Source organism: Shinella sp. JR1-6 (assembly GCF_004284735.1).
Taxonomy (GTDB): domain Bacteria; phylum Pseudomonadota; class Alphaproteobacteria; order Rhizobiales; family Rhizobiaceae; genus Shinella.
This window is the reverse complement of record NZ_SHMI01000013.1, coordinates 147,949-161,234: the sequence shown is the minus strand read 5'-3', so window position 1 is coordinate 161,234 and position 13,286 is coordinate 147,949. Positions and strand designations below refer to the sequence as shown.

The following is a 13,286-nucleotide window of genomic DNA, read 5'->3' as shown; positions in this document are numbered from 1 at the left end:
TCGCTGGGATGGCTTTATAGCCCGTCGCGCCCCCGGAACCGACGCTGGTATGCGGGATCGTAGAGCGAACTTTCGCGAAAATCCTCAGCGCCGAGCGAGCGGCCGACGAAGATCAGCGCCGTGCGCTCGATCGGCTCCTCGGCAACCCTGGCCGCGATATCTGCCAGGGTGCCGCGCACCACGCGCTCATCGGGCCAGGAGGCTTTCACCACGATCGCCACCGGGCAATCCGCGCCATAGAGCGGTGTCAGGTCCGAGACGACCTTGTCCAGTGCGTGGATGGCGAGGTGGATCGCCAGCGTCGCCCCCGTCGCGCCGAAATTCGCCAGCGTCTCGCGGTTCGGCATCGGTGAGGCACGGCCGGAAACACGGGTGAGCACGAGGCTCTGGGCGACGGCAGGAATGGTGAGCTCACTCCCGAGCGCGGCGGCGGCGGCGGCAAAGGAAGGCACGCCCGGCGTCAGCGTGTAGGCGAGCCCGTGTTTTTCCAGCCGGCGGATCTGCTCGGCAACGGCACTCCAGACGGAGAGATCGCCGGAATGCAGCCGCGCCACATCCTCGCCCGCCGCGGCGGCGCGCAGATATTCGGCCTCGATCTCGTCGAGCGACATCGGCGCCGTATCGACGATGCGTGCGTCCGGCGGGCAATATTGCAGGAGTTCCGACGACACGATGGAGCCGGCATAGAGGCAGACCGGGCAGGCGCCGATGAGATCACGGCCACGCACGGTGATGAGATCGGCAGCACCGGGGCCGGCGCCGATGAAATGAACAGTCATACTTGGTCCTCGATAGGTTGCGCCGGCTTCACCCAGGCCCACTGCGTGACCGGCATGGCCGGCCGCCAGCCCGTCATCTGCCCGACAGGCGATGCGCGCGCGATGTCGATCCGGATCAGCGAACCGCCGAGCCGGGCGTGCTGGGCGAGGAGCACGGCTTCCATTTCCGTCGTCACCGCATTGGCGACAAGCCGGCCACCCGGTTTCAGGCGGTCGATCGCCGCCGGCATGACGCCCGCCTCACTGCCGCCACCACCGATGAAGATTGCATCCGGCGCGGCCAACCCCACCAGAGCCTCCGGCGCCATGCCCTCGACCACCGCAAGACCCGGTACACCGAAGCACCCGGCATTGCGGTGAATGCGAGCGGCCCGCTCCGCATGGCCCTCGACGGCGATGGCCCGGAGCGAGGGGTCGGCCAGCATCCATTCGATACCGATGGAGCCCGAGCCGGCCCCGATATCCCAGAGAAGCTCGCCGCGGCGCGGCGCGAGAGCCGAGAGCGTCAGCGCGCGAACCTCGCGCTTGGTGATCTGGCCGTCATGCTCGAACAGCCCGTCGTCGAGGCCCGGCGTGTAGGCGAGCACCCGCGCCCCGTCTCCGGCGACAATCTCCACCGCGCAGACATTCAGCATGTCGGCCTCATCGAGGGCGAACTGCCCGGCCCGATGGTGGCTCACTCGTTCCCGTGCGCCACCGAGGGCTTCCAGCACAGTTAGCGCCGAGCCGCCGAACCCGCTTTCAGCCAGAAGAGCGGCAAGCGCCGCCGGCCCGTCGCTGTCCGAGGTCAGCGCCAGGATACGGCAGCCGGGATGCAGGTGCGGGCGGATGAGGTCGACGGGGCGGCCGTGCAGCGAAACACAGACCGTGTCCTGCAGGGCCCAGCCCAAACGCGATGCGGCGAGACTGAAGGCGGAGGGGGCAGGAAAAACGCGCATCTCCGCCCGCGCGATGCGCCGGGAGAGCGTGACGCCGACGCCGTAGAAGAAAGGATCGCCCGAGGCGAGCACGACGACAGGCCTGCCGCGCGCAGCCAGAACAGCCTCCACCGAGCGCTCGAAGGGACTGAGCCAGCCATGGCGGTCGCCACGGATCGCCGCATCGGCAAGCTCCAGGTGCCGCGCGCCGCCGAAGACGATCTCCGCGCGGCCGATCGCGGCCTTGGCCTCGTCGCCGAGACCCGCTAGACCGTCTTCGCCGATCCCGACAATGGAAAGCCATGGAGCGGCTGTCGAAAGGGGCTGATCAGGCGTGGACAAACGACGCATCCTCATCTTGGGCGGCACGGCGGAAGCCCGCGACCTTGCAGGTGTGCTCGCCGACAGAACCGATCTTGCCGTCACGCTGTCGCTCGCCGGCCGCACGCTCGACCCCGCGCCGCAACCCGTACCCGTGCGCACCGGCGGCTTCGGCGGCGTCGAGGGGCTTTCGGCCCATCTGCGCGACGAGGCCATCGATCTCCTGATCGACGCGACGCATCCCTTCGCCCGGCAGATCTCCGCCAACGCACGCGCCGCCAGCGCGGCGAACGGCATTCCGCTGCTGCGGCTGGAACGGCTCGGCTGGGATATGGTGGAGGGTGACCGCTGGACGCGCGTCGCCAATATGACGGAGGCCGTGGGCGCGCTCGGCAAAGTGCCGCGCCGCGTGTTCCTTGCCATCGGCCGCCAGGAGGCGAAGGCCTTCGACGCCGCGCCGCAGCACCACTATCTCGTGCGCAGCGTCGATCCCGTCGACCCCCCACTTGCCGCACCCGATGTCGATTATCTGCTCGCCCGCGGCCCGTTTACCGTGGCCGCGGAGGTCGAACTTCTGCGCGGCCATCGTATCGATGTCGTCGTCAGCAAGAATTCCGGTGGAGACGCCACCTATGGCAAGATCGTCGCGGCACGCAGTCTCGGCCTGCCCGTCGTTCTGGTCGATCGGGCAGAGGCGCAGGGTGGCCACCACGCAGGAACCGTCCAGGATGCGGTGCGGCTCGCCGATCATCTCGTCGGCTCTTCGAGGAAGCGCGGCGTATAGACGAGATCCGGCAGGCCCGGACGGGAAATGACGCGCGTTGCCGGCGAACCGATGACGACGCAAGTCGCCATATCGGCACGCTCCGCCTCGGCCTCGCCGAGCGGCATGACCAGCATGCGCTCATCCGGGCGACCCGCGGCACGGCCGAAGATGACGGGCGTTGTCGCCGGAAGCGTCTCCCGCAGGATTTCAAAGGCCCGGCCGAGTTGCCAGGGCCGCGCTTTGCTGATCGGATTGTAGAGCGCGACAACAAGACCCGCCTCGGACACCAGGCGCAGCCGCTTCTCGATGATCTCCCAGGGTTTCAGGTTGTCGGAAAGCGAGATCGCGCAGAAATCATGGCCGAGCGGCGCACCGATGCGCGCGGCGACCGCCAGCATGGCGGTGACACCGGGCACGATGGTGAGATCGACCGCCTTCCACTCGTCCGGTCCCGCATCGATCGCCTCGCAGACGGCCGCCGCCATGGCGAAGACCCCGGGATCACCGCCCGAGACGACACAGACATCGACACCCTCGGCCGCCCGCTTCAGTGCGGCTTCGGCCCGGTTCAGCTCCTCGCGATTGTCGGAGGCGACCTTGATCTGGTCCGGCCGGAGGTTCAGCCGGTCGATATAGGGAAAGTAGCCGAAGAATTCGCGCGCAGCCTCAACCGCCTGTCTTGCCTCCGGCGTCATCTGGTCCGGATTGCCCGGCCCGGTGCCGATCACGAAAAGCCGGCCGGTCATGCGCGGCCGCTCCAGCCCGGCACGAGCACCAGCGAGAAATAGGGCGCGGTGTCGTCGGGCTTTTCGGAAAGCCGCATCGACCGGCTGGTCGGCATGGTGCCGCGCTCGACATAGATCGCCTCGCCGAGCCGGCCGGCCTTTTCCAGCGCCCGCCGGATTTTCGGCAGGTTGCGGCCGACCTTCATGATGACGGCGGCCTCGGTGTCGACGAGGCGGCGTGACAGCTCGCCCTCGCCCATCGTGCCCGGGAGCACGGAGAGCACGTCGTCACCCTGCACGATAGGCAGGCCCGACAGCGACCAGCAACCGGACATGGCCGTGATTCCGGGAATGACCTCGGTCGGGAACCGATCGGCGAGCCGCACGTGGAGATGCATGTAGGAGCCGTAGAACATCGGGTCGCCTTCCGAGAGGATGGCGACCGTGCGGCCGGCGGCAAGGTGCTCCGCAACGGCGGCGGCCGAGGCGTCGTAGAAGGCGGTGATCTGGCGCTTGTAGTCGTCGTGGTCCTTGTCGATTTCCGTCGTCACCGGATAGTAGAGCGGCAGCTCCGCCATTCCGGGCTTCAAGAGACCCTCGACGATCGCCCGCCCATTGCCCGCGCGGCCGGCCTTGGCGAAGTAGGCGAGCACATCCGCCTCGCCGATCGCCCGCACCGCCTTCAGCGTCAGGAGTTCCGGATCGCCCGGTCCCGTGCCCACGCCATAAAGTCGTCCCGTCACCGTCGCCACCCTGTTCATAGCCCCGGCCTCGCCAGAGAATTGAGCGCCGCAGCCGTCATGGCGCTGCCGCCGAGGCGACCCCGCACGATGGCGAACGGCACGCCGTAGGAATTCTCGGCAAGCGCATCCTTGGATTCCGCGGCACCGACGAAACCGACCGGCATGCCGAGGATTGCCGCCGGCTTCGGCGCGCCGTCGCGCAGCAATTCCAGCAGGTAGAACAGCGCCGTTGGCGCATTGCCGATAGCGACGACGGAACCGGCGAGACGATCGAGCCAGAGGCGGATGGCCGCGGCCGAGCGCGTGTTGCCGATATCCCGGGCGATATCGGGCGTGCGCGGATCGCGCAGCATGCAGAGCACCTCGTTGCCGGCCGGCAGGCGGGCGGCCGTCACGCCGCGCGCGACCATCTCGGCATCACAGAAAATCGGCGCACCGGCCTGGAGCGCGCCGCGCGCCGCCGTGACGAAACCCGGCGAGAAAACGAAATGCGGTACCGCCTCGACGAGGCCTGCGGCATGGATCATGCGCACGGCGACGTCCGATTCTTCTTCGGAAAAGCGGGAGAGATCGGCTTCGGCGCGGATGATCGCGAAGGATTTTTCGTAGATGGCCGTGCCATCCTTGATGTAGTCGTAATCGGTCATTGTTGGCCTTGATAAGCAGAAACTAGGGTGTCGGACGCGGTGCGGTCGATGAGGTTTCCCGCCGTCTCGCCGTCCGCACGACGCGCGCGCAGGAGGGCGCCGAGACGATGCAGGGCGGGCCGCAGCGCATCGGCGGGCAGGATCACGGCGGCGCCATCGCCCGCACGCCCGCCAAGAACAAGACCGACGCCGGCGGCAGTGCCGCAAAGCGTGACCGCGGCCGCGGCCGGATGGGCGCAGCCCTTCGGGCAGCCGGAAACATGCACGTCGAAGGAACCGTCCAGGAGATCGCCGGCTTCCGCCACAAGGGCATCGGCGGCGGCGTGGGTATCGAAGCTGGCCGAAGCGCAGCCGGCGGAACCGGCACAGACGGAGACGGTCCGACCCGGCGCATCCTGCGTGCTCCAGACACGTCCCCGCGTCGCACAGGCCTGCGCGGCGGCCACCGTTTCCGCGCAGAGCCCGCGTACCAGCAGCGCGTGATGCGGCGCGAGGCGGAACTCCGTTGCGCCACAGGCGACCAGCTCCCGTGTCAACGCGGCAAGCCGGTCGGCATGAATCTGACCATAGGCCGGGGCGAGCCCCAGAACCGTTTCGTCTCCGATCCCGTGCGCACCGAGCGGATGAACAGGTGAAGCGACCGGAAGCGGCGGCACCGGAGCCGCACCGAGAGCGGCCGCCAGCAGCATGGGATCGAGATCCCGCCCCCGCGCCGCCGGCCCGATGGCGGCAAGGGCAGCGGCGACTGTCATCACGCCTTCGACAGCCTTTTCGTCGGGCAACAGCGCAACGGCCCGCGCCGTCATGCGATCACCACCGAGGGCAAGCCGCCAGGCAAGGCCTCGTGTGCCGGCGACCGCATCGAGGCGGATATCGGCAACCATGTCGGCAAGAGACAACACACCGCCGCCATCGACGACGACGGCAAGCTTCGGCGCGAGAACAAGAGCGGCATCGGCAAGAGCCGCCCGCAGTGCATCGGCAAGCGGCGCGGCATCGGCAAGTTCGGACGGATCGATGCCGGCAAGCGGCGGCACTTCGATGGCAACGCCCGTCTGCGGGACGATGCCGGCCGCGGCGAGCCCGACGGCAAGGTGCGGAACGGAAGCATCCGTAAGGCCGCGAAGCTGGAGATTGCCGCGCGCGGTGATTTCGATGAGGCCGTTGCCATGCGCCCGCGCCAGATCGGCAAGCGCAAGGAGATCGTGCGCGGTGAGGGCCGCCGCGGTGGGGCGCAGGCGCACCAGCAGGCCGTCGCCAGTCCGCATCGGAGTGGCGAGTGAAGGGCAGGCGCCGCGCCGCAACACGCCGATCTCGCCCAGCGGTCCCGGAAGCATCGCACAGGTCACCGTCATGCCGCGCCCTCCTCCGCTTCGGGCGCCGGACGACGGATCAGGTAGGTGTCCATGATCCAGCCATGCGCGGCGCGCGCCTTTCGGCGCGTCTCGCTGATCGTATCGGCGACGTCGGAAAGCCGGCCGGACAACAGGATCTCGTGCGGCGTGCCGAGATAGGCGCCCCACCAGATCTCCGCTTCCGGATCCTCGACCGTCCGAAAGGCTTCGACGCCGTCGAGCATGACGAGCGCATCGCGCGAGCATTCCGGCCAGGCGCCGGCAAGGCGGCGGCCTGTGGTGATCTCGACCGGCAGGCCGATGCGGTTGAGCGTGATGGCATGGCTGGCGCAGAGCGCCTGGACGCTGGTGATACCGGGAATGACCTCGATCTCGAAGGCGACACGGCCGGTCATGCGCACATGATCGATAATACGCAGCGTGCTGTCATAGAGCATCGGATCGCCCCAGACGAGCAGGCCGAGCGTCTCGTCCGCACCGGTCTCGTTGAGGAGAGTGCGTTCGTAGATGGCCGCGATGGCACGATGCCAATCGTTGACGCCATCCTCGTAGCTTCCGTCGGCGCGGCGCACCGGCACGGTGTAATCGAGGATGCGGCAAGCGGCATTGTCGAGGAAACGGTCGCAGATTTCGCGGCGCGCATCGGCGAGAAAGGCCTTTTCATCGCCCTTCGTCGGAATGAGCAGCACATCGGCCCGGTTCAGCGCCTGAATTGCCTGAACAGTCATGTGCTCGGGATTGCCCGCGCCGATCCCGATGACCAGTATCTTTCTCAAAAGCCCGTCTCCCGTGCGACCCTGCGCTCCCGGTTCGCGGCCCGACTTGGGTCCCGCACCCCTTCCTAATCCCAAAAGCCGGCGGAAAACAGTACCCGAATCGCGTCCTTTGCCGGTCTTTTTGAGACTCAGGCGGCAGTGCGGCTCGTCAGATAGGCCCGCGGCGCGGTTCCCAGCATGCGCTTGAACATGGTTGTGAAGGCCGGCACGCTCTCGTAGCCGGCATCGAGCGCAACCCGCGTCACCGGTTCGCCGGCGGCAAGGCGTGGCAGGCAGGCGAAAAGGCACGCCTGCTGACGCCAGGTGACGAAGCTGACACCCATCTCCTGGCGAAAGAACCGCGTGAAGGTGCGCCGGCTCATGTTCAGCCTTCGAGCCCAGTCGTCGATCTTGGCCACCGGCGACGGCTGTTCGACAAAATCGCGGCAAAGGCCCGCCAGTCTTCCGCTCGCCGGAAACGGCAGGCCGAGCGGACGCTCGGGCAGGCGGCCGATTTCGTCAAGCAGCAGCGCCATGACGAGGTCGCTGCGCCGGCGATCCTCCGACAGGCCATCATGCCGAACGGTCTCCGCGATCAACTGGCGGGCAAGGTCGGTGACTTCCAGCACGGTGGGCACCTGCGAAGCGGCCCGGCCCTCCGGTGAATAGATATAGACCGAGCGCATGCTGACATCGCTGATCATCTCGACGGAATGTTCGAGACCGCGCGGAATGAGCAAGGCGTGGCCGGGTGGAATCATCCAGCGCCCACGCTCCGTCCCCACCAGCACTACACCGGCAAAAACGCAGAGGAACTGCGTGCGGCGGTGACGGTGCGGCGGCACCGTATAGCCACCCGGGATGTCCGAACTGTGAACCAGAACATCCGTATTCGCCTGTTCCATCCGGAAGAGGTTGCGGATGTGGTCGTCATCGAGCGCCCTGCGGCGTGCATCGCTCAGTTTTTCCATCTTTGGCCCATTCGCGTAAGAAATGGACCTCAGCACGAAAGCAGGCCTATAGCAATCCCTGTATGGGAAGCAGCCATGACGCGGAATCTGCGCGTATCATTCGAGGCCATCATGTCGACAGTCGTTCCCGCGGCACCCCGCAGCGCCGCCACCACCACCTATTCCATCATCGTCGCCGTCAGTGCGTGCCACATGCTGAACGACATCATGCAGTCGCTGCTGACGTCGCTCTATCCGCTGCTGAAGGAAAACTACGCGCTCGATTTCGTGCAGATCGGCCTTCTGACCATGGCCTTCCAGGTCACCGCCTCGCTGCTGCAGCCGGCCGTCGGCATCGTCACGGATCGCTGGCCGATGCCCTTCTCGCTGCCGGTCGGCATGGGCAGCACCTTCGTCGGCCTCATCATGCTCGCCTATGCGCACAGCTTCCCGGTTCTGGTCTTCGGCGCCTGCCTGATCGGTCTCGGCTCGGCGATCTTCCACCCGGAATCCTCGCGTGTCGCCCGTCTCGCCTCCGGTGGCCGCCACGGGCTTGCACAATCGCTGTTCCAGGTCGGCGGCAATGCCGGCACGGCGATCGGGCCGCTGCTCGCCGCCTTCATCGTGTTGCCCCTCGGCCAGACGAGCGTCGCCTGGTTCTCGGCCGTCGCCCTCCTTGGCATGGTCATCCTCACCTGGGTCGGCAACTGGTATGCCGGTGAGCGCCGCCTTGCCGCCGGCCGGCCGGCCGTCAGCCGCGAACTGCCGCTGCCGCGCGGCCGCGTCGCCTGGGCCCTTGCCGTGCTGGTGCTGCTGACGACCACGAAAAACGCCTATCTCGCCAGTATCTCCAGCTATTTCACCTTCTACACGATGGAGAATTTCGGCCTTGGCGTGCGCGACGCACAGCTCATGCTGTTCCTCTTCCTCGGAGCTTCGGCACTCGGCGTCTTCATGGGCGGGCCGATCGGCGACCGGTTCGGCACGCGCTTCGTCATCTGGTTCTCGATCCTCGGCGTCATCCCCTTCGCCCTGTTGCTACCCTATGCGAACCTCTTCTGGACGGGCGTGCTGACCGTGCTGATCGGGCTGATCTTCTCCTCGGCTTTCTCCGCCATCGTCGTCTTCGCGCAGGAGCTGATCCCGGGCCGCGTCGGCATGATCGCCGGCATCTTCTTCGGCTTCGCCTTCGGCGCAGGCGGTCTGGGTGCGGCAGTCCTTGGCATCTTCGCCGACAGCCACGGCATCAACTTCGTCTACCAGATCTGCTCCTACATGCCGCTGCTCGGCATCCTCACGATCTTCCTGCCGCGCCTGCCGGCACACCGCTGAACCGGCCACAGACGTGTCCGAACATGAAAAGGCCGGCGAATTCGCCGGCCTTTTGTTTTGGATCAGCCCATGCGCTCGGAAGCGTAGCTGCCCGGGCTGGGCGGGAAGACGATGGTCTTGTTGCCGTTCATGAAGGTGCGGTGGTGGATGTGGGCATGCACGGCGCGGGCAAGCACCTGGCTCTCCACGTCACGGCCGATCGAAACATAGTCCTCGGCCGACTGCGCATGCGTGATGCGCGCGACATCCTGCTCGATGATCGGGCCTTCGTCGAGATCTTCGGTGACGTAGTGCGCCGTCGCACCGATCAGCTTCACGCCGCGCTCGAAAGCCTGCTTGTAGGGGTTCGCACCCTTGAAGGACGGCAGGAACGAGTGGTGGATGTTGATGATGCGGCCCGACATCTTCTTGCAGACGGCATCCGACAGGACCTGCATGTAGCGGGCGAGAACGATCAGCTCGGCGCCGGACTGTTCGACCACTTCCATCAGGCGTGCCTCGGCCTGCGGCTTGTTCTCCTTCGTCACCTTGATGTGGTGGAAGGGGATGTCGTGGTTGACGATGACCTTCTGGTAGTCGAAGTGGTTGGACACGACGCCGACGATATCGATGGGCAGCGCGCCGATCTTCCAGCGGTAGAGCAGATCATTGAGGCAATGGCCGAAACGCGACACCATGAGCAGCACCTTCATGCGCTCGTCGCTGTCGTTGAAGCGATACGTCATGGCGAACGTCTTGGCGACGGGGACGAAGCCGGTCTTGATGTCCTCCTCCGAAATACCCTCCTGGGAGAGGAAGGTCAGGCGCATGAAGAACAGGCCCGTCTCGAGGTCGTCGAACTGCGACGAGTCGGAGATGTAACACCCCTTTTCGGCGAGGTAGCCGGTGATCGCGGCGACGATGCCGCGGGTCGATTGGCAGGATACGGTCAGGACGTGGCTTTTCATCGGTTCGTTTCTCGCGTTCGGCCGGTGCGGGGGCAAGGCACCGGCGGATCCCCTTGTCTGCGGGCCGCACTCACGGCTTGGCGCATATTTCAGGCCGCTTGCCTCTGCGCAAGCCCCTGCAATGGCCAGAAGCTACGCCGGCTCTTGCAAGGAATCCCTCCGGTTCGCGACATCCAATGCGTCGAAACTGCCAAGTGGGGCCTTCACAGCCCGCTCTACCGGGTTCGCACCATCGCGCATGATCCGGCCTGACGAAGCTGGCAAACGAATCTTTCATCGATGCAAGACCGCCCCTGCCTGACAAAAATCCTTCTGGACACTATTATGGACACATGTTCTATAAAATGGACAGATTCGACAGGAGCTCGCCATGCATCTTTCCATGTGGACCTACCCCTGGGACATCCAGGACCAGGGCATCGCGGCACTCGCCGCCGACCTTTCCGGCCGCGCCGGCCTCAACACGGTGAGCCTTGCGACCTCCTACCATGCCGGCCGCTTCCTGCAGCCGCGCAGCCCTGAGCAGAAGGCCTACTTCCCTGAAGACGGCACCGTCTATTTCCAGCCCGACGAAACGCTGTGGCAGGGCAAGACGATCCGCCCCCTGGTGGCGCAGAACGTCACCGACCGCGGCGACATGCTGGAAGCACTGACCAGGGCGCGCGCAACCACAGGACTTGCCGTCTCCTGCTGGACGGTCTGCCTGCACAACACCCGCCTCGGCATGCTGCACCCCGATCATGTGACCCGCAACGCCTTCGGCAATGCCAATTACTACAATCTCTGCCCCTCCAGCCCGGCGGCACGCGACTATGTCGTGACGCTGGTGCGCGACATCACGGTGAACCACAAGCCCGACATGCTGGAGCTGGAAAGCCCGAACTTCATGGGCTTTGCCCACGAATACCACCATGAGAAGGACGGTGTCGGCCTCAACGCCGAGGATGACTTCCTCCTGTCGCTCTGCTTCTGCCACCATTGCACCGCCCGTGCGCGGAAGGCCGGCATACCTGTCGACAGTGCACAAAAAACGGTGGCGCGCTTCATCGCCGAACTGTGCGAACGGGCGGTACCTGAAAAACAGTTCCCCGACTTCCCCACCGCCGGTATCGATGCCTTCCGCGACCATCCGGAACTGCACGCCTTCCTCACCTGGCGCTCCGAGCCGGTGACGAGCCTGATCGGCGAGATCAAGGCGGCTGCCGACCCGGCAACGCGCATCGTGCTGATCGACCTGAAGGACGGCTGGCTCGGCGGCGTCGACCTCGAGGCGGTCGGAAAGCTCTGCGACGGCGCGATCCTCTGCTGCTACGGCATGACGCCCGAGGCCGTCGGCGAGGTCATCCGCACCGGCCGGGCGATGCTCGGCCCGGACAAATTCCTGGGGCTGGGCCTGCGCGTCTTCTATCCCGAGGTCGATGGCCCGGCCATCCTCGCCGCCCGCGCAAAGGCAGCCGTCGAGGCTGGTGCGAACGGCGTGAACTTCTACAATTACGGGCTCATTCCGGCAAAGCGCCTCGACTGGGTGAAGGAAGCCGTCGGCGCGATCACATAGAGTCCGTCAGCTTCATACTGAATCTGCCGAACTCCATAGTACTTTGTTTTCGTTTGTCTTTTATTGAAAATCGGGCTCCACTTTTCCCTGACAAACCCCAAGGCCTCAGCCGTCGATCGGCTCGGCGACCTGGATCAGACAGTCGCCGGCCTGGCTGTCGCAATGCAGCCGGTGGGAGATGACGATGCCGCCCTCGGCAAAGCGCAGCGCCTCCTCGGGTTGCTCAAGCCGTTCGAGATCGTGATACCAGCCAGCCAGATCACCTGCCGAGACGTGCGCACCGAGCGGCACGGCAGGCTCGAACCAGCCGCGGCGGCCAGCATAGATGCCCTGGCTGTGCCGGGAGAGCGACAGGAGCTGCAGGGCAGGTGGAGCTGCGAGCGGCCCGCGCGACAGCACCGGCTCTCCCGCAATGCCGAGTGCGACGAGCAGACGGTCGATCGCCGCCGCCGTAAACGCCATGCTCTCGGGCGACACCGTGCCGCCGCCGCCGAACTCGCCCGAAAGGCCGATCGTGCCAGCCCGGCCGGCCGCACCCATCGAGGTCGGCGCCGCCGGTCCGTTGTCTGCGATGAAGGCATGTGCGGCCCCCATCGCCCGCATCAACGTGACCGCGCGCGCAAAGCGCTCGGCATCCGCCTGCCGCTCGATCAGCGTGCAGGACAGATGCGCCATGGAGGTACCGCCGGAGTGCAGGTCGAGCACGGCATCGTGGTGCGGGAAAAGATCATGTTCAAGGAAATGCGCCAGCCGCGCCGTCGGCGTGCCGGCCGGATCGCCGGGAAAGGCGCGGTTGAGATTGCCGCCGTCGAAGGGCGAGCAGCGCTTGGCCGCCATCACCGCCGGCAGGTTCGCCATCGGCAGGATGGTGACGGCACCGCGGATTTTCGTGATATCGAGCTGGCGCATCAGCCGCCCGAGCTGGAGCTCACCCTCGTATTCGTCACCATGGTTGCCCGCCATCAGGAGCAGGCTCGGCCCCTCGCCGTTCTTCAGCCTCAGGATGGGGATGCGGATCTGGTAGTAGGGCGAACGGTCAACGGAATAGGGAATCGCAAGATGCCCGGCCTGCCGGCCCTCCCGGGAAAGATCGATCGGATTGACGAGGCCGCTGTGCATGGTGGCTCCAGTTCGGGCGGGTTTTCAGAGTGCGGCGACGGCAGTCATCTCGACGCGCAGGTCGGGATCGGCAAGGCGCGCCTCGACGCAGGCGCGGGCCGGCGGGTTTTCCGGGTCGATCCAGGCATCATAAACGCCGTTCATCGCCTCAAAATCGACGATCGCCGGCAGGAACACATTGACAGCGAGCAGTTTCGAGCGGTCCGTACCGGCTTCCTTCAGAAGGGCATCGATCTTGCCGAGCACGTCGCGCGTCTGGTCCTCAAGGCCGGCTTTGCGGTTTTCCGCGACCTGGCCGGCAATATAGACGAGCCCGCCATAGCTGACGGCCTGGCTCATGCGCGAACCCTTCTGGTAACGCTGGATCATGGGTAT

General features: G+C 66.3%; 14 protein-coding genes. 3 read left to right on the top strand and 11 right to left on the bottom strand.

Features of this window, described 5'->3' with window-relative positions; genetic code table 11:
- Positions 1–14: 14 nt before the first annotated feature.
- Together cobM and cbiE are read right to left on the bottom strand one after the other, a co-directional pair.
- Complete coding sequence (gene cobM / locus EXZ48_RS21695; protein WP_130518166.1) at positions 15–779, bottom strand: precorrin-4 C(11)-methyltransferase; 765 nt, start codon at positions 777–779, stop codon at positions 15–17.
- Positions 776–2,047: a precorrin-6y C5,15-methyltransferase (decarboxylating) subunit CbiE gene (cbiE, locus tag EXZ48_RS21690; protein ID WP_130518164.1), complete on the bottom strand. Its 1,272-nt coding sequence runs from the start codon at positions 2,045–2,047 to the stop codon at positions 776–778. Before cbiE ends, cobM begins: the two co-directional genes overlap by 4 nt.
- On the opposite strand from cbiE, the gene EXZ48_RS21685 reads away from it, so the two are divergent.
- Positions 2,031–2,801 (top strand): cobalt-precorrin-6A reductase, encoded by a 771-nt coding sequence (locus tag EXZ48_RS21685; RefSeq protein ID WP_130518162.1) that lies wholly within the window; start codon positions 2,031–2,033, stop codon positions 2,799–2,801. The two genes, cbiE and EXZ48_RS21685, sit on opposite strands and share 17 nt — an antisense overlap.
- Here the strand turns inward: EXZ48_RS21685 and EXZ48_RS21680 are convergent.
- From EXZ48_RS21680 to EXZ48_RS21655, 6 genes are all read right to left on the bottom strand, one after another.
- Positions 2,765–3,529: a precorrin-3B C(17)-methyltransferase gene (locus EXZ48_RS21680; RefSeq protein ID WP_023512820.1), complete on the bottom strand. Its 765-nt coding sequence runs from the start codon at positions 3,527–3,529 to the stop codon at positions 2,765–2,767. The genes EXZ48_RS21685 and EXZ48_RS21680 overlap by 37 nt on opposite strands.
- On the bottom strand, positions 3,526–4,269 hold the full coding sequence (locus EXZ48_RS21675) for a precorrin-2 C(20)-methyltransferase (protein ID WP_023512819.1): 744 nt from the start codon (positions 4,267–4,269) through the stop codon (positions 3,526–3,528). The genes EXZ48_RS21680 and EXZ48_RS21675 overlap by 4 nt, the downstream gene beginning before the upstream one ends.
- Positions 4,266–4,898, bottom strand: a complete 633-nt coding sequence (locus EXZ48_RS21670) for a precorrin-8X methylmutase (RefSeq protein ID WP_130518160.1) — start codon at positions 4,896–4,898, stop codon at positions 4,266–4,268. The genes EXZ48_RS21675 and EXZ48_RS21670 overlap by 4 nt, the downstream gene beginning before the upstream one ends.
- The gene (gene cobG / locus EXZ48_RS21665; RefSeq protein ID WP_245462244.1) at positions 4,895–6,253 is read right to left on the bottom strand and encodes a precorrin-3B synthase; all 1,359 of its coding nucleotides are present in this window, start codon (positions 6,251–6,253) and stop codon (positions 4,895–4,897) included. The genes EXZ48_RS21670 and cobG overlap by 4 nt, the downstream gene beginning before the upstream one ends.
- Positions 6,250–7,029 (bottom strand): precorrin-6A synthase (deacetylating), encoded by a 780-nt coding sequence (gene cobF / locus EXZ48_RS21660; RefSeq protein ID WP_130518158.1) that lies wholly within the window; start codon positions 7,027–7,029, stop codon positions 6,250–6,252. Before cobF ends, cobG begins: the two co-directional genes overlap by 4 nt.
- Before the next feature lie 128 nt (positions 7,030–7,157).
- The gene (locus EXZ48_RS21655; RefSeq protein ID WP_023512815.1) at positions 7,158–7,979 is read right to left on the bottom strand and encodes a helix-turn-helix domain-containing protein; all 822 of its coding nucleotides are present in this window, start codon (positions 7,977–7,979) and stop codon (positions 7,158–7,160) included.
- 111 nt (positions 7,980–8,090) lie between these two features.
- Here EXZ48_RS21655 and EXZ48_RS21650 point away from each other — a divergent pair, with 111 nt between their 5' ends.
- Positions 8,091–9,290 carry an MFS transporter gene (locus EXZ48_RS21650; RefSeq protein ID WP_023516945.1) on the top strand — a complete coding sequence of 400 codons (1,200 nt, stop codon included), beginning with the start codon at positions 8,091–8,093 and terminating at the stop codon, positions 9,288–9,290.
- 62 nt (positions 9,291–9,352) lie between these two features.
- On the opposite strand, the gene purU is transcribed toward EXZ48_RS21650, so the two are convergent.
- Entirely contained in the window at positions 9,353–10,237 is an 885-nt protein-coding gene (purU, locus tag EXZ48_RS21645) for a formyltetrahydrofolate deformylase (protein WP_024271354.1), read from the bottom strand.
- A 370-nt stretch (positions 10,238–10,607) separates the two neighbouring features.
- On the opposite strand from purU, the gene EXZ48_RS21640 reads away from it, so the two are divergent.
- The gene (locus EXZ48_RS21640) at positions 10,608–11,792 is read left to right on the top strand and encodes a hypothetical protein (RefSeq protein ID WP_130518156.1); all 1,185 of its coding nucleotides are present in this window, start codon (positions 10,608–10,610) and stop codon (positions 11,790–11,792) included.
- 105 nt (positions 11,793–11,897) lie between these two features.
- Here the strand turns inward: EXZ48_RS21640 and EXZ48_RS21635 are convergent, their stop codons facing one another.
- Entirely contained in the window at positions 11,898–12,911 is a 1,014-nt protein-coding gene (locus tag EXZ48_RS21635; protein ID WP_130518154.1) for a succinylglutamate desuccinylase/aspartoacylase family protein, read from the bottom strand.
- A gap of 24 nt (positions 12,912–12,935) precedes the next feature.
- Entirely contained in the window at positions 12,936–13,280 is a 345-nt protein-coding gene (locus EXZ48_RS21630; protein ID WP_023514656.1) for a RidA family protein, read from the bottom strand.
- Positions 13,281–13,286 lie beyond the last annotated feature (6 nt).

What these genes read in the sequence shown, in the direction of transcription:
- cobM (WP_130518166.1), bottom strand. Translation starts at nt 779, where the DNA reads ATGACTGTTCATTTCATCGGCGCCGGCCCCGGTGCTGCCGATCTCATC.
- cbiE (WP_130518164.1), bottom strand. Translation starts at nt 2,047, where the DNA reads ATGCGTCGTTTGTCCACGCCTGATCAGCCCCTTTCGACAGCCGCTCCA.
- EXZ48_RS21680 (WP_023512820.1), bottom strand. Translation starts at nt 3,529, where the DNA reads ATGACCGGCCGGCTTTTCGTGATCGGCACCGGGCCGGGCAATCCGGAC.
- EXZ48_RS21675 (WP_023512819.1), bottom strand. Translation starts at nt 4,269, where the DNA reads ATGAACAGGGTGGCGACGGTGACGGGACGACTTTATGGCGTGGGCACG.
- EXZ48_RS21670 (WP_130518160.1), bottom strand. Translation starts at nt 4,898, where the DNA reads ATGACCGATTACGACTACATCAAGGATGGCACGGCCATCTACGAAAAA.
- cobG (WP_245462244.1), bottom strand. Translation starts at nt 6,253, where the DNA reads ATGACGGTGACCTGTGCGATGCTTCCGGGACCGCTGGGCGAGATCGGC.
- EXZ48_RS21655 (WP_023512815.1), bottom strand. Translation starts at nt 7,979, where the DNA reads ATGGAAAAACTGAGCGATGCACGCCGCAGGGCGCTCGATGACGACCAC.
- EXZ48_RS21650 (WP_023516945.1), top strand. Translation starts at nt 8,091, where the DNA reads ATGTCGACAGTCGTTCCCGCGGCACCCCGCAGCGCCGCCACCACCACC.
- purU (WP_024271354.1), bottom strand. Translation starts at nt 10,237, where the DNA reads ATGAAAAGCCACGTCCTGACCGTATCCTGCCAATCGACCCGCGGCATC.
- EXZ48_RS21640 (WP_130518156.1), top strand. Translation starts at nt 10,608, where the DNA reads ATGCATCTTTCCATGTGGACCTACCCCTGGGACATCCAGGACCAGGGC.
- EXZ48_RS21635 (WP_130518154.1), bottom strand. Translation starts at nt 12,911, where the DNA reads ATGCACAGCGGCCTCGTCAATCCGATCGATCTTTCCCGGGAGGGCCGG.
- EXZ48_RS21630 (WP_023514656.1), bottom strand. Translation starts at nt 13,280, where the DNA reads ATGATCCAGCGTTACCAGAAGGGTTCGCGCATGAGCCAGGCCGTCAGC.